We start from the raw sequence: 22,122 nt of genomic DNA, 5'->3' as shown, positions 1-22,122 counted from the left end.
TATGCTGGTGATAGGTGACAACGTCGCCTTGCAATGAAGCGGGGGCGATCAGCGTGGGGCGTTTGCTGCACAGGATTGGTGCGGTGCAAACGGCGTGATTCTCCAACTGATTGATAACAAAGCGTTTCTGCCGATGGCACGGGCCTTGCGATGCCTAGATGTCCGGGTGACAAGGAGTACGGCATGATCCGCACCTATTTTGATGAGATGTACGATGCCGGCGGCCAGGTCCGCCCGCATTATCGGGAGTTTGCCCGTTGGCTGGCCGAGACGCCTGACGAGCTCTTGGCACAACGGCGACGCGAGGCCGATCTGTTATTTCATCGCGCCGGGATTACCTTCACGCTCTACGGCGATGAGCAGGGGACAGAGCGCCTGATTCCCTTCGATACCATCCCGCGCAGCATCCCCGCCAGTGAATGGCGGATCGTCGAGCGCGGCTGTATCCAGCGGGTCAAGGCGTTGAACATGTTCCTCGCCGACCTCTACCACGAGCAGCGCATCATCAAGGCCGGCATCATTCCGGCCGAGCAGGTGCTGGCCAACGAGCAATACCAGCTGGCGATGCAAGGGCTCGATCTGCATCGCGATATCTATTCGCACATTTCCGGTGTCGATCTGGTACGCGATGGCGACGGCACGTACTACGTGCTCGAAGACAACCTGCGTACACCCAGCGGCGTGAGCTACATGCTCGAAGACCGCAAGATGATGATGCGACTGTTTCCCGAGTTGTTCTCGGCCCAGCGCATCGCGCCGATCGACCATTATCCGAACCTGCTGCTCGACACTCTGAAAAGCTCCAGCCCGATCGATAATCCGAGCGTGGTGGTGCTGACGCCGGGTCGCTTCAACAGCGCTTTTTTCGAGCACGCCTTTTTGGCGCGAGAGATGGGCGTGGAGCTGGTGGAAGGCGCGGACCTGTTCGTGCGCGACGACAAGGTGTTCATGCGCACCACGGACGGGCCGAAGGCGGTCGACGTGATTTACCGTCGCCTCGACGATGCATTCCTCGACCCGCTGGCGTTCAACCCGGATTCGATGCTCGGCGTTCCAGGGCTGCTGTCGTCCTACCGAACCGGCAACGTGGTGCTGGCGAATGCCATCGGCACCGGGGTCGCGGACGACAAATCGGTGTATCCGTTTGTCACGGACATGATCCGTTTCTACCTGGACGAAGAGCCGATCCTGAAGAACGTGCCGACGTTCCAGTGTCGCAATCCTTCTGAACTGTCCCACGTGCTGGCCAATCTTCCAGACCTGGTGGTCAAGGAAACCCAGGGCTCCGGCGGTTACGGAATGCTGGTGGGGCCGGCGGCGACCGCGGCGGAAATCGAGTCGTTCCGCGCGCGGATCAAAGCCAAGCCTCATGCGTATATCGCGCAACCGACGTTGTCCCTGTCGACCTGTCCGACCTTTGTCGAAAACGGCATTGCGCCACGCCATATCGACCTGCGTCCGTTTGTATTATCTGGCCGCGAAACCCGGGTTGTGCCCGGCGGTTTGACCCGTGTGGCCCTGCGTGAAGGCTCTCTGGTGGTGAATTCTTCCCAGGGCGGCGGAACCAAGGACACCTGGGTGGTCGAGGATTGAAGGAAGCCTGCCATGTTAAGTAGAACTGCCTCGGATTTGTATTGGATGTCGCGTTACCTGGAGCGGGCGGAAAACCTCGCACGGATGCTCGACATCAGTTATTCGCTGTCGCTGATGCCGCAGGACGGTCGCGGTGACGGTCTGCACGAACTGGCCATGCCGCTGCTGATTACCGGCACCCTGGACGATTACCTGGAGCGCCACGGTGATTTGCACGCCGAGCGGCTGCTGCATTTCTTCGCACTGGACGCGGCCAACCCGGCGAGCATCTACAGCTGCCTGGGCGCGGCGCGGGCCAGTGCCCATGCGGTGCGTGGGCGAATCACCGCCGACATGTGGGAAAACATCAACGCCACCTGGCTGGAAATTCGCGGGATCGCCGAGCAAGGCCTGAGTCGCTACGGCATGAGCCGTTTTTGCGAGTGGATCAAGGAACGTTCCCACCTGTTCCGTGGCGCGTCCTACGGCACGATCATGCGTAACGATGCGTTCCGCTTCATTCGCCTGGGGACGTTTATCGAACGGGCCGACAACACGTTGCGCCTGCTCGACGCCCGCTACGAAATGGCCGGCGATCAGGCCGAAGCGGTCAGCGACGGCACTGCTCACGCGTATTACCAGTGGAGCGCGTTGTTGCGGGCGTTGTCGTCGTTCGAGGCCTACACCGAGATCTATCGCGATGCACCCGGTGCCCGGCATGTGGCCGAGTTGCTGTTGCTGCGCGCCGATGTGCCACGTTCCCTGCGTGCCTGCACCGAAGAAATCGACCAGATCCTTGCCCAGTTGCCGGGGGCCAATGGCCGGCCCGCGCAACGTCTGGCGGCGGAGATGGACGCGCGTCTGCGCTACACCGGCATCAACGAAATTCTCGACGAAGGCCTGCACGCCTGGCTGACCGAATTCATCCCGCTGGTGCGCCAGTTGGGTAACGCCATTCACAGTTCCTACCTGGAGGCTGCATGAGACTTTCCATTAGCCACGAAACCACCTATCACTACGAAGATCAGGTGCGGGCGAGCATCCAGTACCTGCGACTGACACCCCACGACAGCGAGCGTCAGCATGTGCTCAGCTGGCAACTCGACCTGCCGCGCCCGGTACGCGCGCAACTCGATCCGTTCGGCAACATCCTGCATGTGCTGACCATGGACGAGCCCCACGAGGCGATCATCATCGGCGCCCGTGGCCAGGTGGACATCGACGAGCTGCGCGAAGCCGAACATGAAAGCCAGTCGGCACTGCCGTTCCTGCGCTTCACGCGCCTGACCGAAGCCGACGAAGCCCTGCGTGCGTTCGCGGAAAAGGAATGTAAAAAACGCCGGGATCGCACGGCGTTGATCGACTTGATGCATGGCCTCAATTCGCACATGACCTACACGCCGGGCTCCACCGAAGTGGACACCAGCGCCGCCCAGGCCTTCGCCGGGCGTTCCGGTGTCTGTCAGGACCACACGCACGCGTTTCTCGCGTGCGCCCGCAGCCTGGGCATTCCGTCACGTTATGTGTCTGGGTATTTGTACAGCGAGAATAGCGAACACCTGGCCAGTCACGCCTGGGCCGAAGCCTGGCTCGATGACGCTTGGTACAGCTTCGATGTGACCAATGAATTGGCCCGGCCGGAACGGCATTTGAAACTGGCGGTGGGCCTGGATTACCTGGATGCCTGCCCTGTACGCGGGATGCGCCGGGGCGGTGGGTGTGAGCAAATGCACGCGAAGGTGTTTGTTTCGCCGACGCCGATGCCAGCGCCGATTATCTCCGTTCAGCAGCAATAACCGAAACACCACGGCCCTCTTGCAGGAGCGAGGCTTGCCCGCGAAGGCGTACTGTCATTCACATTGATGTCGACTGACACTACGCCTTCGCGGTCAAGCCTCGCTCCTACAGGGAATGGATCAGGGCTTAGCTTTGCGCCCAGCCATATGCTTCAAATACCCCACCAGCATTTCCAGATCCCCCTCCGGCAACACCGTCGGCGCAAAACCCGGCATCTTCGCCTGAGGCCACTGGCGCAAACTCTGCGGATCTCGAATGTAGCGCTTCAGAAAATCCGCCCCGAAGTACTCGGTCGGGCTAAACGGAATATTCAGATCCGGCCCGAACTGCGCATCCCCTGCACCGTTCAATCGATGACATGCCAGGCAATTCTTCTGAAACAGCGCAAAGCCTTTGTTCACCGGATCATCCGCCTTCAAGGCCGGATCCGGCAGCAGCGCAGGAAAGCGCTCGGCCACGGGCGCCATGCGCTTGATACTCGCCACTTGAAACGGCCATTGCTCCGGGCTGATGTTGCCGGCTTGCGGATCGACCCACACCAGATAAAACGGCCCGGCACCCGGTTTCCCTTTAGATAACGCCGGCCACGGTTTCGCCGGGTCTTCAATCGCCAGCCACGCGCGCGCGCCCTTGGCGTTCAGCAACGGCGCCGCCGACAGTTCAGCGGCAAATCCGTCCAGCGCCACGGCTTGCAGATGGTCTTCAGGCTTGATGCCGGTCAACAACGCCGCCAACGGAACTGCGCGATAACTCATGTCCCGCTTGTAGGAAACGTCGTCGCTGATAGTGATGGTCTGGACCTGAGGATGCTTGAGCAATTCCTCGGTCTGCCAGGTGCGACTGCTCGCGCCCAGCTCAAGGTTCAGCTGTGCGGCATACGAGGGCGTGCTGAGCAGCAAGGCCCCAAAGAGAATGAGCGTTTTCAAATGATCGCCGTCCATGTCGTGGAAGTGCCGCAAAGGTTGGCACACCCACGCTGGCCCGGGTAGCGAGCCAGTCACATTTTTAAGAGGGCGATGTAAAAACCTGGCGCCGTATTATTTGAAGACCGCTTAACCGATCACCTTGGTCAAGTTCGGCAAAATCAACAACAGCGTAGTGGCGAAAAGAATGAGCCCGGCTTGACGTACTTTCGAATGCTTGAACATGGCTTGACCGCCTTTTTTGTTATTTCCTGATGCCTGCCTGCATATCTCCATGACGGCAGAGCGCTGAACTTCCTGTAAGACGAGTGCCTCGGCAAAACCCGACGACAACTTCGTACATGTTCACCTTAGAGCCCGCGTCACGCTTGGTTTAGATCCATTTCGTATGGTTTGCTTGCTTAAAGCTTTTAAAAAGGCATGAGGCCTATTGCCAGCTTCTTGGGCGCCCGTTTGCTAGACAGCTTGGTGACGTTAATCGGTTAATCCGCACCCGAGTGACCGTCCGTCTGAGCGTGTCCGTCAACGCCAGTGAGCATTGCGGTCATTGAATCCATGGCGGCTCGGCCTAAGGTGGAAGCTCAGTATTTACTCACCGCCCAGGTTCGAGGACGTCATGACCCAAGCTTTGATTTTCGACGCGTTACGCACGCCCCGTGGCAAAGGCAAGGCAGATGGCGCTTTGCACAGCGTCAAACCAGTAAATCTGGTGGCCGGGTTGCTCACGGCGTTGCAGCAGCGCACGTCGCTGGACACCAGCCAGGTCGATGATGTGGTGCTCGGTTGCGTCACGCCAATTGGCGATCAGGGCTCCGATATCGCCAAGACGGCGGCACAAGTCGCCGATTGGGACGTCAGCGTGTCTGGCGTGCAGATCAATCGCTTCTGCGCTTCGGGGCTTGAAGCCGTGAACCTGGGTGCGATGAAGGTTCGTTCCGGTTTCGAAGACCTGGTGGTGGTCGGCGGCGTCGAATCCATGTCCCGTGTGCCCATGGGCAGCGACGGCGGCGCTTGGGCGCTGGACCCGGAAACCAATCTGCACAGCCATTTCACCCCGCAAGGCGTCGGTGCCGACCTGATCGCCACGATTGAAGGTTTCAGCCGCCAGGACGTCGATGCCTACGCGCTGTATTCCCAGCAAAAGGCAGCGCGGGCGCGGGCCAACGGTTCGTTCAACAAATCACTGGTGCCGGTGCAGGATCAGAACGGCATCATCCTGCTCGATCACGATGAGTTCATCCGCGCCGAATCCACCCTGGAAGGACTGGGCAAGCTCAAGCCAAGCTTCGAGATGATGGGGCTGATGGGCTTTGACGCCACCGCGCTGCGCGTTTACAGCCAGGTCGAGCGGATCAACCACGTTCACACACCGGGCAACAGCTCCGGGATCGTCGATGGCGCCGCCCTGATGCTGATTGGCTCCGAGGCCAAAGGCCGTGCGCTGGGTCTGCAGCCTCGGGCGCGGATTGTCGCCACCGCAGTCACCAGCACCGACCCGACCATCATGCTCACCGGCCCGGCGCCGGCCACCCGCAAAGCACTGGCCAAGGCCGGGCTGCGGGTTGAAGACATCGATCTGTTCGAGGTCAACGAAGCCTTCGCCTCGGTGGTACTGAAATTCATCAAGGACATGGCCATCGACCCGGACAAGGTCAACGTCAACGGCGGTTCCATCGCCATGGGCCATCCGCTGGGCGCCACTGGCTGCGCCATTCTCGGCACGCTGCTCGATGAACTGGAAACCCGGCGTCTGCGCTATGGCCTCGCGACCCTGTGTGTCGGCGGCGGCATGGGCATTGCCACCATCATCGAACGCCTCTGAGCCCCGACCTTAAGGAACAAGTGACATGACTGAAGCCATTCGTTACGAAAAAGGTCAGGACCAGATCGTCGTCCTGACCATCGACATGCCGGGCCAGAGCGCCAACACCATGAACGCGGTCTATCGCGAGGCCATGGCCGCCTGCGTCGCCCGCCTGGTGGCCGAAAAGGACAGCATTGCCGGGGTCATCATCACCTCGGGCAAGAAAACCTTCTTTGCCGGCGGCGACCTCAATGAACTGATCAAGGTCGGCAAACCCGAGGCCAAGGCCTTTTACGACATGGTCCTGACGCTCAAAGGCCAGTTGCGTACCCTGGAAACCCTCGGCAAACCGGTGGTGGCCGCGATCAATGGCGCGGCGTTGGGCGGTGGCTGGGAAATCTGCCTCGCCTGCCATCACCGCGTCGCGCTGGACAATCCATCCGTGCAACTCGGCCTGCCGGAAGTCACCCTTGGCTTGCTGCCGGGCGGTGGCGGGGTAGTCCGTATGGTGCGCATGCTGGGCATTGAAAAAGCCTTGCCGTACCTGCTCGAAGGCAAGAAAGTCCGGCCGCAACAGGCCTTGCAAGCGGGTTTGATCGATGAACTGGCCGCAGATCGCGATGAATTGCTCAGCAAGGCGCGCGCCTGGATTATTGCCAATCCGGCCGCCGCACAGCGGTGGGACGTGAAGGGTTATCAGATACCCGGCGGCACGCCGTCGAACCCGAAAGTCGCGCAAATGCTCGCCATCGCACCGTCGATCCTGCGCAGCAAAACCCAGGGCTGCATGCCCGCGCCGGAGAAGATTCTCTGTGCCGCTGTCGAAGGCGCTCAAGTGGATTTCGACACCGCGCACCTGATCGAAACCCGCTATTTCACGGAACTGACCACCGGGCAAATTTCGAAAAACCTGATCGGCACCTTCTGGTTCCAGCTCAACGAGATCAACGCCGGCGGCTCGCGGCCCAAGGGGTTTGCACCTTGTGTCACGCAAAAAGTCGGCGTGCTGGGCGCCGGGATGATGGGCGCGGGCATCGCCTTTGTCAGCGCTTCGGCCGGCATTGAAGTGGTGCTCAAGGACATCAACCTCGCAGCAGCGGAGAAGGGCAAGGCCCACTCGGCGGCGCTGCTGGACAAGAAAGTCGCACGCGCCCAGATGCTCCCGCAACAGCGAGAGGCAATCCTGGCGCGGATCCATACCACCGAAAACGATGCCGACCTGGCCGGTTGCGACCTGATCATTGAAGCGGTATTCGAAGATCGCGAGCTGAAAGCCAAAGTCTCCTCGGCGGCACAAAAGGTCGTCGGCCCGGCCGCAGTGATCGCCTCCAACACCTCGACCTTGCCGATCAGCGGCCTGGCCACCGCCGTGCCGGATCAAACGAAGTTCATCGGTCTGCATTTCTTCAGCCCGGTGGAGAAAATGCCGCTGGTGGAAATCATCAAGGGCGCCAACACCAGCGACGAAACCCTGGCGCGCGGGTTCGATTTCGTCCTGCAAATCAAGAAGACGCCGATTGTGGTCAACGACAGCCGTGGTTTCTTCACTTCCCGGGTGTTTGGCACCTTCACCAACGAAGGCATCGCCATGCTCGGCGAAGGCGTGAGTGCACCGATGATCGAGACGGAAGCACGCAAGGCCGGTATGCCGGTCGGGCCTCTGGCGATCTCCGACGAAGTTTCCCTCAGCCTCATGAGTCATATCCGCCAGCAGACCGCCAAAGACCTGCAAGCAGAAGGGAAACCGCTGATTGAGCACCCCGCATTCGCCGTGATTGACTTGCTGCTCAACGAATACAAACGGCCCGGTAAAGCCGCAGGAGGCGGGTTCTACGAGTACCCGGTCGGTGGCCAGAAACATCTGTGGCCTGAGCTGAAAAGCCGTTTCGAGAAAGCCGACGGGCAGATTTCGCCAAAGGATGTGCGCGATCGCCTGCTGTTCGTGCAAGCCATCGAAACCGTGCGTTGTGTGGAGGAGGGTGTGCTGACCTCGACGGCGGACGCCAACGTTGGCTCGATCTTCGGTATCGGCTTCGCGGCCTGGACCGGTGGCGCGCTGCAGTTCATCAACCAGTACGGGGTGAAAGACTTCGTCGCCCGCGCCCAGTACCTGGCCCAGCAGTATGGCGAGCGTTTCGCGCCGCCTGCGTTATTGCTGGAGAAAGCGGCCAAAGGGGAGGCGTTTTAAGGGACGTATGACGCCTTCCGGGGCTTGCCTTGTCACCGTGTTTCGAGGCAGGCTCTGGGGTGTGCATTATTCCCATCACGTGTCAGGTATTTTTTATGTCGTTACGCATCTGCATTCTGGAAACCGACATCCTGCGTCCGGAACTGGTCGATCAATATCAGGGTTACGGGCAGATGTTCCAGAATCTGTTTTCGCAGCAACCCATCGCTGCCGAGTTCACCGTGTACAACGTGATGCAGGGCGAGTACCCCAGTGACGATCTGACCTTCGATGCCTACCTCGTCACCGGCAGCAAGGCCGATTCCTTCGGCACCGATCCGTGGATCGAAACCCTGCGGGCCTACTTGCTGAAGCGTTATGAACGCGGCGACAAGTTGCTGGGCGTGTGCTTCGGCCATCAGTTGTTGGCGCTGCTGCTGGGCGGCAAGAGCGAACGTGCGACCCAAGGTTGGGGCGTTGGCACTCACAAATACAAACTCGCTGCCAAGGCGCCATGGATGAGTCCGGTGTGTGAAGAACTGACCTTGTTGATCAGCCACCAGGACCAAGTGACGTCGCTACCGGAAAACGCCACGGTTATCGCCTCGAGCGATTTCTGTCCGTTCGCCGCGTACCACATCAACGATCAGGTGCTGTGCTTCCAGGGGCACCCTGAGTTCATTCACGATTATTCCCGTGCGCTGTTGGAGATTCGACAGGAGGCACTGGGTCAGCAGGTTTATACGAAAGGTGTGGCGAGCCTTGAGCAAGAGCATCACGGCACGACCGTTGCGGAGTGGATGATGCGGTTTGTGGCGCATAAGCCAGAAGCTAAAGCGGTTTAAAACATTGCAGCGAATGTGCGGCGAGGGAGCAGGCGCCCTCGCCACACAAGCGTTTCAAAGCCACCCGGACTTTTTGAAACTCGCCCACAAACTCACACATCCCACCGCAATAAACCCCAGCACCGCGAAATACCCGTAATGCCAGGTCAACTCCGGCATGTTCTGGAAGTTCATCCCGTAAATCCCCGCCACCGCCGTCGGAAACGCCAGGATCGCCGCCCACGCCGCAAACTTGCGCTGCACAACGCTCTGCCGTGACGCCTCCAGCAACACACCGACCTCGATGGTCTGGCTGGCAATGTCCGCCAGGGTCGTCAGGTCTTCCATCTGCCGTGTGACGTGAATCTGCACATCGCGAAAGTACGGGCGCATGTTCTTGTCGATAAACGGAAAGCTCAGCTTCTGCAGTTCCTCACCGATCTCCACCATCGGCGCCGCATAACGCCGCAAGCGCAAGACGTCCCGGCGCAGGCCGTGCAGCTTCTGGATGTCATGTTCATTCAGCGCGCTGCACAACACATTGCGCTCCAGATCATCGATCTCGGCATGGATCGCTTCGCCCACCGGCTGGTAGTTTTCAATCACGAAATCGAGGATGGCATAGAGGACGAAATCTTCCCCGTGCTCCAACAACAGCGGACGCGCCTCACAACGTTGGCGGACAAGGGCGTAGGACGCCGAATGACCGTTGCGCGCGGTAATGATGTAACCGTTGCCGGCAAAGATATGAGTCTCGATGAACTCCAGTTTGCCTTCATGCCGGACCGGTGAATACGTGACGATAAACAAGGCATCGCCGAAGGTTTCGAGCTTCGGTCGGCTGTGTTTTTCCAAGGCGTCTTCGATGGCCAGCTCGTGCAGGTTGAACTGGCGTTGCAGGTTGGTCAATTCCTGCGCGTTCGGCTCTTCAAGGCCGATCCAGACAAAGTGGCCAGGCTTTGCTGCCCAGGCCGCGCCTTCGTCGAGGGTGATATTGGTGACTTTTTTACCGGCGCTATAAACCGCAGCAGCAACAACTCTACCCATGATTTTGGTTCACTTCTTATTAGCGCTTTTGATTAACAAAGACCCAGTGGCGAGCCGTGCTCAGCTTAGCCTTGTCTGCTGCTTGAGAGTCAATGAAATCTGCCGAGTTCGCCGGCAGAGGTTCACAGGCGAAAAAAACCCGCACTAGGCGGGTTTTATTGTCAAACGGCTTGGAGTTGCCGGTCCATCGACTCGATGCATTCGCGCATCTGCTCGCGGCACTGTGCCATCAGCCGGGGCATGTCATCCAGGCTCAATCCCGCCGTAGGAATTGCCGGCAGCGAGCGGATCAGAATTTTCCCACTGCGCCAGCGGTTCAATCGCATGTGTTTGACGTAACTGCTGACACACACCGGCACGATCGGCACGCCCGCGGCGATCGCCATCTGGAACGCGCCTTTCTTGAACGGCAACAACTCTTCCCCGAGGTTGCGCGTACCTTCGGGGAAAACCCAGATCGATGTGTCTTGATGCTGCAAGGTGTGCGTGGTGGTCAACATCGACTGGCGCGCCTTGGGCGCATTGCCGCGGTCGATCAACACATTGCCGGCCAGCCAGAACAACTGCCCGAACAGCGGCACCCACTTCAGGCTCTTTTTGCCGATGCATACGGTGCGGCGGGGCACCACGTTGCCGAACACAAACAGATCGTAGTTGGACTGGTGGTTGGCGATGATCACGCAGCTGTCGGGCTTATCCATCAACGGTCCGACATCGGCCTTCACCCGCAAACGCAAAATACACATCGCCGGCCACGCATACAGGCGCGCACACAACCGGCTGTTGTCCGGGTTGAACGGGCGGCACAGGCCCAGAATCACCCCAAGCACACCGGCCAAAATAAAGTGCAGGCCCATCAATAACATACGAAACGCAAACAGCATTTACAGGCCCCACCGGGACAAAAGGTGGCGCAGTGTACGGATGTGCACTGTTTTCGGCAATTGCCGCTATAGAGGAAGGAGATAGGCGATGTTTGTGCGCATGTTTCCGACTTGAGGGTCAGACGCGTGCTAGAGCGGTTGTTGATTTTTCAACAGCGTGCGTATGAAAAAGCCCGACACGACGGTCGGGCTTTTCTGTGCAGACTGTCCGGGCTTAACCCATGTGTTCCTGATCCAGGATGATCGCGTTGTCCAGCGTATCCAGCAGCGCCTTGCGCACTTTCAGCTTGGTGTTCTTGTGCGCGGTCATGTTGATCTTCTTCAACTGACGCGCCGCCGCCAGCGCAGCACTTTGCAGCTCTTCGGCCGACACCACCAGGTCGAGGAAGCCGGCATCCACGGCGCTCTGTGGATTAAACATCTCACCGTTGATGACGGAGCGGTGGAACGCCGACTTGCGCAGACGATCACGCGCGATCTCGATACCGGCATGGTGCATGGTCATGCCGATCTGCACTTCGTTCAGGCCAATGCTGAACGGGCCGTCGACACCAATGCGGTAGTCCGCCGACAACAGCAGGAACGCGCCCTTGGCCACCGCATGCCCAGGGCACGCCACAATCACCGGGAATGGATGCGACAACAGACGACGGGCCAGCGTCGAGCCGGCCGTCACCAGCGCGACCGCTTCTTTCGGGCCGGACGTCATCACCTTCAAGTCATAACCGCCGGACAGGATCCCCGGCGTACCGGTAATGATCACCACTGCACGATCAGTCACCGCCTGATCCAGCGCAGCATTAAACGCAGCAATCACGTCCGGGGAAATGGCATTGACCTTGCCATTGCTCAAAGTCAGGGTCGCGATACCGTCTTCGAGATGGTAGGAAATCAACTCACTCATGACGCTATTCCTTGTATGAAAGTTGGGCAGACGTTACCCACCGCCGCAGGCCAGGTAAAGCGCCGTGACTGACCCGCCAGTCACCCTTTCCCCGCCGGGCAAGCGTAGCTTGCCACTCCCGCCGTGCATTCCTCTGCTTATAGAAGAGGGCGCGAAGCCGGAGATTGGCAGGTTTGCCATCGCCCGGAACCGACAGGAACGACTGAAACGCTAAGCGCATGAAAATTCTGCAAAAAAAGTTTGCCATCAGAAAAGCTTTCGACTACATTAGCGCGCCTCGACAGACAGAACATGTTTGAAGAGATACGGTGAAGTGTCCGAGTGGCTTAAGGAGCACGCCTGGAAAGTGTGTATACAAGAAATTGTATCGAGAGTTCGAATCTCTCCTTCACCGCCAAATTCGATGTAACCAGAACCCCTGATTTCGAGAGAAATCAGGGGTTTTGTGGTTTCTGGCGTTAGTATTTGAATCATGGCACCGTTGTTGGCTCAAGCGAATAAGCGAAGTCGCTTCTGAAAATGGTGTAGGAATAGTGAAAGGCGTGTGGGAAGTAACGCAGGAGCGCCAAGCGGATGGGGGCTTCCGACGGCAAGCTTCTTTGACTCTGTAAATATGCCTGAAGAACTGTGATACCTGATTATCGAAGCCCAGCCGTTGCTGGGCTTTTTGTTTTCAACGATTGGCCGCAGAGGAATAATGCGCGCCTCTATGAAGAAGGAATCCCCATGATCACCACCACCACCCACGCCATCGAAGGTCGCCAAATCACCGCCTATCTGGACATCGTCAGCGCCGAATCGGTGCAGGGCGTCAACGTTATCCGCGACGTGTTCGCCGGCATGCGGGATTTTTTCGGTGGCCGTTCCCAGACGCTGGAGCGGGCGTTGAAGGAAGCGCGGATTCAGGCGACCGAGGAGATCAAGGAGCGGGCGCGGGCGCTTCAGGCGGATGCGGTGGTGGGGCTCGATTTTGAGATCAGCATGCCGGCCGGCAAGGGTGGGATGGTCGTGGTGTTTGTGACCGGGACGGCGGTCAAGCTGAGGTGAGTGACGGAATGAATCTGTTTGATCGCCGGCTGATTTTGTAGGAAACGGCGGGGTCCATTCGTCGGGCATGCGGAGATCTGAACTACAAGTCTGGTAATGACCGGCTAGTCTCAAAAGCCTTGGTGGTCGATATTTTTCAGGCAATAGGGCTTGCCGGTATCGATCCCGCTTTGAGAGGGGAAGCGCTATGACTGATCCGTATATCGAAGACGACGGGGCAGAATTTCCAATCAACAATTGCGTGCAGTGTGGCCAGACGGAGTATGTGGCGAGCTTCGGTGAAGATCAGGTCGAGACCAGCAAAGTCAGATCCGCGGCGACCAAGGTGCTCAGGTCGAAGTTTTTGCCAAAACGAGTGACATCCAGGAAGTAATGGTCAAACGGACAAACCCCGCCAATGAGTGGGGTTTTTTTATTTTTAGAGGGGCTCGACAGGTCGACCGACAAGCGAGAATTTTCTGTTGATGTTTTTTCACAAAGTTTTCACACCCAAGTACGTAGTCTCAGCTCATCCGTTAGAAAGCAGTACCCTAGCCCGTTCCCCAGCGGGCTTTTTTTTGCCTGTCATAAAACCTTTTCCATAAAAGCTGTCCAAACGTCGCCAATTGCGAGGAGCGGCGGATTTTGTGTGGACGTTTCCTCCTCGAAAGCATTCAATCCCCGGCTTTTCGGTATTCCCTATTTTTGAGGTTTTTCGTCATGCGTTTAACACTGCCTGCTCTGGTTCTGGGACTTCTGGTGACTCAAGGTGCGATGGCTGCCGGTGATGGCACTGCTGCGATCGGTGGTGGTCTGGGTGGTGCGTTGGGTAACGTAGTCGGCCAGAGCATGGGTGGCAGCACCGGCGCGGCAATCGGCGCGGGTGTTGCGGGCGCAGCCGGCAGTGCCGTGGCAGCACGTAAAGGCAGCCGCACCAAAGCGGCCATTGGTGGCGGCGTCGGTGCGGCCGGTGGTTCGGTGATCGGCAACAGCCTGGGCGGCAAGACTGGTTCGACCATTGGTGCAGGCTTGGGCGGCGCATTGGGCGGCGGCGTGGGCAGCAATCTGGCCAAAGGTCACAAGCGTCACTGATCCTGAGCGATAACCTCGAAAAGCCCGGCTAAATGCCGGGCTTTTCGTATCTGGATGTTTCGTTTTTCACAGACTTTGAATTTGCAGATGTCCAACCTCCATCGCTGGCCGGATTCAGTGAGTGCAGGTGCTAGACTCACGCCCATCCGCAATGCGTACTCTTACCCCCGATGCGGAATTTGAGGTTCATATCATGCGTTTGACATTGTCCACGTTGTTTCTGGGACTTTTGGTCGCTCAAGGTGCAATGGCTGCCGGTGATGGCACTGCTGCAGTTGGTGGCGGTCTTGGCGGCGCACTGGGTAACGTAGTGGGTCAGCAAATGGGCGGCAGCACAGGCGCAGCGATTGGCGCCGGCGTTGGCGGTGCTGCGGGCAGCGCTGTTGGCGCGAACAAGGGCAGTCGCACAGAGGCCGCAATTGGTGGTGGGTTAGGTTCGGCAGGCGGTTCCGTGATCGGCAACAGCCTCGGCGGTTCTACCGGTTCGACCATTGGCGCAGGCCTGGGTGGCGCAGCGGGTGGTGCGGTCGGCAACAACCTTGGCAACGACAACGGCGGCTCCCACTCCGGAGGCGGTCATAAGAATAAGCACAAAAACAAACACAAGAATAAACATCACTGATTCGACATCGAGTGATATCAGAAACCCGGCCCAGGCCGGGTTTTTTCGTATCTGCCTGGTAGTCCCCGGAACGTTTGGTCGCAAGCCGCCTCGAACGTCATACACCCCCAACGTCGCGAGGACTGCCATGACTCCTGAAACCGAAGGCAAGGAAGAAAAAGGCCCAAGTGGGCTTCCGTTCATCAATGACCCCGGCAACGAAGATCCGGGTTCTTTGATGGATGATGCAACGGTCCCGCTCAACGACTCCGATGACGCTGGGGATGTGGGAAACGTCGAGTACGAAGAAGAGGAAGAAGACGACGATTGACCGGCGTTGATGTGCTATCGACCGATCGTCTCACTGATCGAACGCAAGCATTGTCCAGCCCTCGAAATTTCAGGGCCTGCTTTTCAGGCCCTTCGAGAGGTGCTTTATGAATGCTGATCCGAAAGTCGACGATGACGACGACACCCCTGAATACCCGCTGCCTTCGCCCACCGATTCCCTGAGTCGCGATCAACGTCCGCCGGACGACGACACTGCGGTTGAGCAGGTGCCGACTGATGATGTGAAGCGTGGCGATGTTGAGACCACCCCCGAAGACCCGGATATTGCCGGTAACAATGGCTCCGGTGAGCCCAGCTGAAAAGCCATTCGTCGATTGAGCGGCACCTTTAAAAAGCCAATGCTGCCAGAAATCAGGTACGCACCTTTTTAGAGGAGATGCACCATGATCAGGTCAACATTGATGGTCCTGACGGTGAGCAGCGTGTTGTCGATCAGTTCAATGGCGGCGTTTGCTCAGTCTTCCGGCAACGATGCACCGGTCGATAAGGGCGGGATGCCGCCGTCTACTGAAATGAACGCGGGTTCTGGAGACGGGAAGGCGTTGCCGCCTGGCTCCATTGGTGGTGGGAATGCGGGTGATGCGAGCGGGAGTAGCACCAGCCCGGGAGCGGGAAGCGGGTCGATGAGTGGTGGAAGTTCGATGGGGAGTGGTTCTGGGAGTGGGTCTGGAGGATCCGGTAGCTCTGGTGGTTCAGGGATGAGCGGTGGTGGGAGTGGTGGGAGTTCGGGAAATGCGGGAGGAGGGACGGGTGGTGCTGGTGGGGGGACGAGTGGTTCCGGCGGTTAATCCAGGTTGTTCTTGGAGGATAAGCCCAGTCCGAACTGGGCTTTTTTGCTAATAAAGTGCTTTGGCTAAATATGATTGTTAACCTTCGTGGTTAGTGCGTGAACTGTTGCAGCCAACGGTTATAGAAGTCCCTTTGTTGTTGAATATCAGTTGTGATGTCTTTGTCTTCAAAATCGAAGATATTAACCACGTCTTCAGTTTCAGTTGCGCGTCCCATATGGAGCTCATACGCCACTATGCCGCCGGCCATTTGCGAGGCCATTTGCGAGGCCATACGCGAGGGATATACGTTGAGTTTGGCGCCTTTGCATAGAAAATTCATTTCCTGAAAATCGGCTCGCAACAGCCCAAAGCATTCGTAAAGATCAAAAGCCGTGTAAGTTTTTCTCAAGCCATTTTTTGTTGTGAAAACCAATGTCAGATTTTTTCGGTCGCATTCGATTGAAATTTTCTCGGTGACTCCGCAGGAGTTTATGGATATTTCTATTGTTTTGTTCACGATCACTTCCTGCGTGGGTTGGGAGTTGAGTAGCCCTTGGAGCTGGCATCCGTCCTAAATAAATCTGTCCCCTGAGCCCGTCCCCTTAAACCGATCGGGAATGGGGCTGGGAGTGGGAATGGAGGATCCGGTAGTTCCGGTGGTTCAGGGATGAGTCGCGGTGGGAGTTTGGGGAGTGCGGAAGGAGGTGGTGGTTCGGATGGTTAATCCGAGTATTCCAGAAGATGAGCCCAGCACAAACTGGGCTCTTCAGGCGCTTTTTTAAATAACAGAGATGTTTAGGGGGCTGTGTTTTTTATTAAAAAATCGCTGCTCTGTATGCGCTCTAGTGTTTAATTTTTTTTATGGACTCTAACCAGCGATGAAAGAATTCGGTCTGTAGTCTTGGTTCGTTGATTATTTCTTTGTCATCAAAATCGAAGATGTTGACGATATCTTTTCTTGTGGCGCGGACGCCTATTTTGTGCTCGTACGCCATTATTCCGGATGTCATCTGCGACGACATGCTAGATGGTCTAACGTTTATCTTCGCTCCTTTACAAAGAAATTTAATTTCAGGGAGTGATTTAATTATTTTTCCCAGACACTCATAGATGTCTAAGCCTTTGAATTCTTCGCTCCAACCATTTTCAAGTGTCAAGCGGATCACAGGTACCCGCTCGTCATAATCCAAGGTCGCAGTTTCGGGTTTTCCACCCACCACTATAGGTATTTTCTTAATTGTCATTTTTCAGATTCCTTGATGGATTCGGAATGGAATACCCAACATAACTACCATCTTTTTTCAGGGGCGTGGCACCGAGAATATTTTTGCTTTCTATTCCGTTAGGTATTGCAATTTCAGACTCATAACTATAAGGAATGTCGTCAGGATGTAATTCTTTGTTCACGTCGTGGCCATAGATTTTTTTCAGGGTGTACAAGTAACCCTTGGTAGTTCTGTACCTTGTGCCGAAATCGATGCCTACTTCCCGATCAGTCGATGTACTTACGAAATTGCTTGGTGGATTTCGGTTGTCCCATATATGGAGCAATAGATCGGTACTTTTGCCTAAGCTTAAAAAACCAGTGTCAAAGATTTCATCGGGACGACGAAGATCACCACGGTAAAGATAATCGATTTCTGCTTTCGGAGTCGGAAGAGTAGCCTCCCCCTCATCAACCTTCACCTTCCCCGCCGGATCCTCATCCCCAAACGAAGGCCTCTTGCACCCGTCCCCTCCAGGGCAATCATTCAACCCCAACGGATCAACCCACCCCGTTGGATTGCGCGTGTACTGATATCCGTTTAACCCACCCGCCAACTTACTCGGATCCGGCGTCAGATACCGTCCCAGATCCGGGTTGTAGTACCGGTGCCGGTTGTAATGCAGTCCCGTCTCCGCATCGTAATACTGCCCCTGGAACCTCAATGGCTGATCCAGAACCTGATGGGTATCGCGGTTCAGGCGAGTCAGGCGGCCATAGGCTGTGTATTGGGCGGCCCAGATAATGTCGCCGCTGTAGTCAGTGAGTTCTTGTGGTGAGCCGAGGTGGTCGAGTTGGTAGTAGAACGGGCAGGCCTGGTGCGGGCCTTTGCCGTCGAGCATGGCCAACGGGCGGAAGGTGCCGGGTTCGTAGACGTAGCTGCGGTAATGCTCGCGGCCACTTTCGGCAACGAGGTTGTCGCCCTGCCAGAAGTACTCGGTGATGTGGTCGTCGACGGTTTTACAGATGCGGCGGCCGAAGGCATCGTAGCGGTAGCTGGCGGTGTTGCCGTTCGGCAGGGTGACGCCGGTCAAGCGGTGCTGGCAGTCGTAGCGGTACTCGGTGACGAGTTTTTGGGCGGCGCCGCGGCGCTCGCGGATCAGGTTGCCGAAGGCGTCGTAGTCGAAATGGCGATCGCCATGCATCAGCAGGCGATTGCCTTTGAGGGTGGCTGGGCCTGGCCGGTCCTGCATCAACAGGTTGCCGGCGGGGTCATGGGCGAAACTTTCGGGCTGCTGGTCGCGGGAGTGGCGGACGCGGATCAGGCGGTCAAGCGGATCGTATTGATAGCTGCGTTGGCCATGACGGGTGTCGGCGATGTGTTCGAGATTGCCGTTGACGCTGTAGGTATAGTCGCGCCGATACAGCGGATGCTGGGGTTGGCTGATAGCGTGAGCTTTCAGGCGACCCTGTTCATCGTAGTCGTACCGGCTCGACAACATGCCTTGCTGACGTTGCAGTTCGCGGTCGGCTTTATATGTGTGGCTTGTAAGTCGTGTGCCGTTAAGGTCGATGGCTGTCAGCGCACCGCCCTTGGCGTGGTGATAGTCGAGTTGGCTGTTGTCCGGCAGACGCAGATGGTTGAGCTTGCCGCAAGCGTCATAGCCGTAGCGCAGCGTGCCCCAACCTTGATGTTCAGTGATCAGCCGATTGTGCTTGTCGTACGCGAACTCCAGCGGATGGTCGTGGCCGTCATCGACGCTGACCAATCGGCCGAGGCTGTCATAGCGATATTCGACGTTGACGCCATCGGGCAGGTTTTTGACCAGCAGGCGTCCGGCCGTATCCCGTTGGTAACTCGTAAACAGCTGCGAGCCGTCATCACCGAATTCGGTTTTTTCCAGCAGATGGCCGTTGAGGTCGTAGGCATACGCTGTGCGACGGCCGTCAAAGCCGGATTCCTGTCGGATCAGTCCGCCAGGTGTGTAGTCCAGTCGATAGCGTTCGCCGGATTCGTTTTCAATTTCCGTCAGGAGCAGCCGTGCGTTGTCGTAGCGATAACGCAGCTGCGTGCCGTCGGGATTGATTCGGCGGCTGACCAGATGCAGGTCATCGTCGTATTCAAAACGGGTGACTCGCCCCAGTTCATCGCGTTCGGCGGTGATTTTGCCGTAGGCGTTGTAACTGAAGGCGCGGCTGGCGCCTGTAGGAAGAACCGTCTGGATCAGTCGGCCAACGGCGTCCCATTGGTATTGAGTGACGGCACCATGTTCGTCCTGACGGGCAATCTGACGACCCGATACATCGTAGGAAAACCGCCGCTGACTGCCGTCTGGCAACGTCTCTTCGACCAGTTGCCCGATGGCATCCCACACGAACACATGACGGCTGGTGTCCGGGTAACGGATAGACAGCAGCCGTCCTTGAGCATCGTAGTGGTAGTGAGTGATGTGGCCATCGGGATCAATGGCCTCGGTGACATCCCCCTGAGCATTGCGCCGGTATTTCCACACCGCTTTACCGCGATATCGCGCATGCAGGGAACCGTAGCGATATTCGTAGGACGTTGGCTCGTCTTCCGGAGGAATCAGCGCGATCAGCCGCCCGATCTCGTCGTAGCGATACTGGGTGATCGCCCCTGATGGACTGCGCTCGGTTGTCAATCGGCCGTGGTCGTCGTAGGTGTTGAGATGCTCTGCGCCATCCGGCTCAACCCGGCGCACCAATCGCGCCTTATCGTCATGGACGTAAACTTCTTCGCTGCCATCGGCGTTTTTAACCAGCACTGCGCCGTCGTCATCCCAGGCATATCGCGTATCCATCTGCGAAAAAGTCGCCCAATGCCTGACACATCTGGCCGCCTTGCCAGACCTTTCCCACTCCCAGAAGAAACTGGCCCCACCGGCCAGTTGCCGCTGGAGAATCACGTGTTGGTCGTCGTAGTCGTACCGCTCGCTTTCGCCGGCAGCATTGGTCGCTTCGATCAGGCGGTGACGGGCGTCGTAGCGGTAGGCAATCAGCGTTTGCTCTGTACGCCAGGCGTCCATCAATCCGTCGGTGGGGTGAAACGACTGATACTCGACCGTAACGATGTGCCGGCGCTCGTAACGCAACAGCAGTGAACGTCCCGCGCCGTTATCGATGCGTTGAATGCGATCCTGACGGTCGCGGGTGATATGCAGCCGGTTGTCGTAGGCATCACTGATGGACGTCAGGCGACCATTTTCAAAGTGATAGAACCGTGGAGACTCACCCGCCAGCGCAACAATCAGCTCCTCGGGTTTGTTTCCGAGATAAATGGCCGAGCGGGACAGGCTGTTTTGAATCGCCGGACGCAAAATGCTGGGCAGTGGAAACGTCGTGCGACGGTTTTCATGGTCGGTCCAGACGACCTGTTCTGCGTCCAGCTCCAGGCGATGCGCCAGCGAATGACTCCAGCCCCAACCCAGCCCGCAATCCATTTCCACGGCGCTGGTTCGGTACAACCGGGTAAACGCGAAAGGCAGCAAGCCGTTAAGCGATCCATCGTCCAGTGTCAGCAATTCTTCGCCGGTGACCATCGACACCGGGCAACCGTTGGTGCAGGTCAGCGGCCCGCAATCGGCACTATCGCCGTTGGGATTTTTCGCTTGATCGGGAACGTCGTCACGGTGCTCTTGCCGGCCCAATCGGGTCATGGCTGCGGATTTGTCGCGAGCGATGGCGACTGGATTCTGCACTGTCAAAACCGGTGCAGTGCCCAGGTTGATCTGCAACGGCACGGCGGGTGCGGGGTTTAGCGGAGCATTTCGGACATTGACCGCAAGGGGTTTGAGTACGCCCGCGTGGGTCGTCAGATCGGACTGGGTGCCGAGCTCGGCCAACCTCAGGCTCGCGGCAGCCAGCCATTTGCGCGCGCGCTCGGATTTGATCTTGTCCAGCACCTTGGCGCTGATGCCGAGCTTCAACCCGGCAGGGCCTGTGAAGCGCGCCAGCAGGAAGCCGATCAATATGCCTGTGCGAATCTCTGCCACGACTTCGGCGATGAACTGCGGCGGCAACATCCTCAGCCAACTGGTGATCGCCGCCAGATGAATGAACATCAGCGGCTCATCACTCAACACCAGCAACAGGTTGGCGATGGATTCCGCTGAAGCCTCCAGCAGCGTTTCAAGTTCGGTTTCGGCCAGGTACTCAAGGAGTTTTTCACTGTTGGCTTGCAGGTCCGCGATCAGCGCGTAGATCTGCTTCACGTCATCCCACAACCCGTTCAGCGAATTCTCGAAACCGCGCCAGTCGGCCTGTTGCAGCTGGCCGTAACGCTTGATGAAACCGGCCTCGGCGAACTCGGCCCATGAGGGTTCGAATTCGGTCGTCCACTCGTTACGCAGCCAGCCTTCCAGACCGCTGATGACGCCTTGATAAGAGGCATAAAGCGCTTTGACATGCTCAGCGGAAACATTCGGGAAGAAGGTGATGCGATAACGCAGGCTGCGTTCGCACTCGCGGATTTCGAGGATGCCGCTAGGGCCGATCTCGTCATAAACCGGCTTGCCGAACGTACCGTCAGCGTTCAAAGGCTCAAGCATCACCGGGGTGTTGCCGATCGGCACGAACCGCGCAGCATCGAACATGTGCACGAGGGTCAGGGGACCCGCTGCCGGGCATGCGGCGACGGTCGAGCTGACAGGGGTGGTGGAGTTTTTCGGCGCGACCAGGCGAACGTCGTGCCCCACCTTGAACACCTGCTCGATATCCAGCGCCTTGCCGGTCCAGAAACTTTCGGCCCAGGCGTCGTAGTCATTGAGGCAAAGCCGGAAGTCAGCGAACAGCGCTTCGACATCCGGCCGCTCGGGGTCCATGGCGGCAACCACCAGCAGGCCGATGGCGTTATTCAAGGCCAGTACCTTGTCAGGTACGAACATTCGCAGTCCCTCGCGCAGATCAAGTTTGAGCGCGGGACTTTGCTTGGGATCAACGGGTAAAGAAGTCGGGAAAGGAGGCGTTTTATGTAGGGAAAATCGCTAAATGACGACGAGCACTTTTTGTATCTGTCAGGGATTGCCCGTTGCTCGATGACCGCCGCGCTCGCTATGCTGCTGAATCCTTTAATCGATCACGGACCCGGCCGCACCTGAGCCGCCTCTGGGATGTCATTAGAAAACGGATCAGATGCG

The 22,122-nt window shown here is 57.8% G+C and carries 19 protein-coding genes and 1 tRNA gene; 13 read left to right on the top strand and 7 right to left on the bottom strand.

The features are described from left to right. The first annotated feature begins 183 nt into the window (after positions 1-183). Genes AC1ROI_RS18110 through AC1ROI_RS18100 form a run of 3 tightly spaced genes read left to right on the top strand, consistent with a single transcriptional unit; the run spans position 184 to position 3,368 of the window. Positions 184-1,593 (top strand): circularly permuted type 2 ATP-grasp protein, encoded by a 1,410-nt coding sequence (locus AC1ROI_RS18110; protein ID WP_010456613.1) that lies wholly within the window; start codon positions 184-186, stop codon positions 1,591-1,593. Positions 1,594-1,605: 12 nt separating this feature from the next. Then, entirely contained in the window at positions 1,606-2,556 is a 951-nt protein-coding gene (locus tag AC1ROI_RS18105) for an alpha-E domain-containing protein (RefSeq protein WP_010456611.1), read from the top strand. After that, positions 2,553-3,368, top strand: a complete 816-nt coding sequence (locus tag AC1ROI_RS18100) for a transglutaminase family protein (RefSeq protein ID WP_010456609.1) — start codon at positions 2,553-2,555, stop codon at positions 3,366-3,368. The genes AC1ROI_RS18105 and AC1ROI_RS18100 overlap by 4 nt, the downstream gene beginning before the upstream one ends. A gap of 120 nt (positions 3,369-3,488) precedes the next feature. On the opposite strand, the gene AC1ROI_RS18095 is transcribed toward AC1ROI_RS18100, so the two are convergent. Continuing rightward, the gene (locus tag AC1ROI_RS18095) at positions 3,489-4,310 is read right to left on the bottom strand and encodes a c-type cytochrome (protein ID WP_102595323.1); all 822 of its coding nucleotides are present in this window, start codon (positions 4,308-4,310) and stop codon (positions 3,489-3,491) included. A 598-nt stretch (positions 4,311-4,908) separates the two neighbouring features. Between AC1ROI_RS18095 and AC1ROI_RS18090 the strand changes: the two genes are divergently transcribed. From AC1ROI_RS18090 to AC1ROI_RS18080, 3 genes are all read left to right on the top strand, one after another. Further along, positions 4,909-6,114 carry an acetyl-CoA C-acetyltransferase gene (locus AC1ROI_RS18090; protein ID WP_102595324.1) on the top strand — a complete coding sequence of 402 codons (1,206 nt, stop codon included), beginning with the start codon at positions 4,909-4,911 and terminating at the stop codon, positions 6,112-6,114. A 25-nt stretch (positions 6,115-6,139) separates the two neighbouring features. Then, the gene (locus AC1ROI_RS18085; RefSeq protein WP_077748177.1) at positions 6,140-8,284 is read left to right on the top strand and encodes a 3-hydroxyacyl-CoA dehydrogenase NAD-binding domain-containing protein; all 2,145 of its coding nucleotides are present in this window, start codon (positions 6,140-6,142) and stop codon (positions 8,282-8,284) included. Between the two features lie 95 nt (positions 8,285-8,379). Next, positions 8,380-9,108, top strand: a complete 729-nt coding sequence (locus AC1ROI_RS18080) for an amidotransferase (RefSeq protein WP_102595325.1) — start codon at positions 8,380-8,382, stop codon at positions 9,106-9,108. 54 nt (positions 9,109-9,162) lie between these two features. On the opposite strand, the gene AC1ROI_RS18075 is transcribed toward AC1ROI_RS18080, so the two are convergent. The 3 genes from AC1ROI_RS18075 to AC1ROI_RS18065 form a co-directional block, all read right to left on the bottom strand. Further along, positions 9,163-10,134, bottom strand: coding sequence for a magnesium and cobalt transport protein CorA (locus tag AC1ROI_RS18075; protein WP_102595326.1), 972 nt, complete (start codon positions 10,132-10,134; stop codon positions 9,163-9,165). Between the two features lie 161 nt (positions 10,135-10,295). Next, positions 10,296-11,018: a lysophospholipid acyltransferase family protein gene (locus tag AC1ROI_RS18070; protein ID WP_102595327.1), complete on the bottom strand. Its 723-nt coding sequence runs from the start codon at positions 11,016-11,018 to the stop codon at positions 10,296-10,298. Between the two features lie 214 nt (positions 11,019-11,232). Then, entirely contained in the window at positions 11,233-11,922 is a 690-nt protein-coding gene (locus AC1ROI_RS18065) for a crotonase/enoyl-CoA hydratase family protein (RefSeq protein ID WP_010456588.1), read from the bottom strand. A 307-nt stretch (positions 11,923-12,229) separates the two neighbouring features. Here AC1ROI_RS18065 and AC1ROI_RS18060 point away from each other — a divergent pair. The 7 genes from AC1ROI_RS18060 (at position 12,230) to AC1ROI_RS18030 (ending at position 15,291) form a co-directional block, all read left to right on the top strand. Next, positions 12,230-12,319, top strand: a tRNA-Ser gene (locus AC1ROI_RS18060). Positions 12,320-12,648: 329 nt separating this feature from the next. Next, positions 12,649-12,969, top strand: coding sequence for a YbjQ family protein (locus tag AC1ROI_RS18055; RefSeq protein ID WP_083376046.1), 321 nt, complete (start codon positions 12,649-12,651; stop codon positions 12,967-12,969). 187 nt (positions 12,970-13,156) lie between these two features. Continuing rightward, complete coding sequence (locus AC1ROI_RS18050; RefSeq protein ID WP_010456584.1) at positions 13,157-13,342, top strand: hypothetical protein; 186 nt, start codon at positions 13,157-13,159, stop codon at positions 13,340-13,342. 326 nt (positions 13,343-13,668) lie between these two features. Beyond that, positions 13,669-14,040, top strand: a complete 372-nt coding sequence (locus tag AC1ROI_RS18045) for a hypothetical protein (protein ID WP_010456583.1) — start codon at positions 13,669-13,671, stop codon at positions 14,038-14,040. 193 nt (positions 14,041-14,233) lie between these two features. Then, complete coding sequence (locus AC1ROI_RS18040) at positions 14,234-14,662, top strand: glycine zipper domain-containing protein (protein WP_010456581.1); 429 nt, start codon at positions 14,234-14,236, stop codon at positions 14,660-14,662. A 127-nt stretch (positions 14,663-14,789) separates the two neighbouring features. Continuing rightward, positions 14,790-14,972: a hypothetical protein gene (locus AC1ROI_RS18035; protein ID WP_010456579.1), complete on the top strand. Its 183-nt coding sequence runs from the start codon at positions 14,790-14,792 to the stop codon at positions 14,970-14,972. Between the two features lie 106 nt (positions 14,973-15,078). After that, entirely contained in the window at positions 15,079-15,291 is a 213-nt protein-coding gene (locus AC1ROI_RS18030; RefSeq protein ID WP_102595328.1) for a hypothetical protein, read from the top strand. Between the two features lie 580 nt (positions 15,292-15,871). On the opposite strand, the gene AC1ROI_RS18025 is transcribed toward AC1ROI_RS18030, so the two are convergent. The 3 genes from AC1ROI_RS18025 to AC1ROI_RS18015 all read right to left on the bottom strand — a co-directional run bounded on the left by AC1ROI_RS18025 (position 15,872) and on the right by AC1ROI_RS18015 (position 21,870). Continuing rightward, positions 15,872-16,279: a hypothetical protein gene (locus AC1ROI_RS18025; RefSeq protein ID WP_102595494.1), complete on the bottom strand. Its 408-nt coding sequence runs from the start codon at positions 16,277-16,279 to the stop codon at positions 15,872-15,874. A gap of 325 nt (positions 16,280-16,604) precedes the next feature. After that, the gene (locus AC1ROI_RS18020) at positions 16,605-17,006 is read right to left on the bottom strand and encodes a hypothetical protein (protein WP_102595493.1); all 402 of its coding nucleotides are present in this window, start codon (positions 17,004-17,006) and stop codon (positions 16,605-16,607) included. Further along, positions 16,996-21,870: an RHS repeat-associated core domain-containing protein gene (locus AC1ROI_RS18015; protein WP_102595492.1), complete on the bottom strand. Its 4,875-nt coding sequence runs from the start codon at positions 21,868-21,870 to the stop codon at positions 16,996-16,998. Before AC1ROI_RS18015 ends, AC1ROI_RS18020 begins: the two co-directional genes overlap by 11 nt. Positions 21,871-22,122: the final 252 nt, after the last annotated feature.

The organism is Pseudomonas sp. GW823-FHT02C02 (genome assembly GCF_058797635.1).
This window is presented reverse-complemented; position numbering and strand designations above follow the sequence as displayed.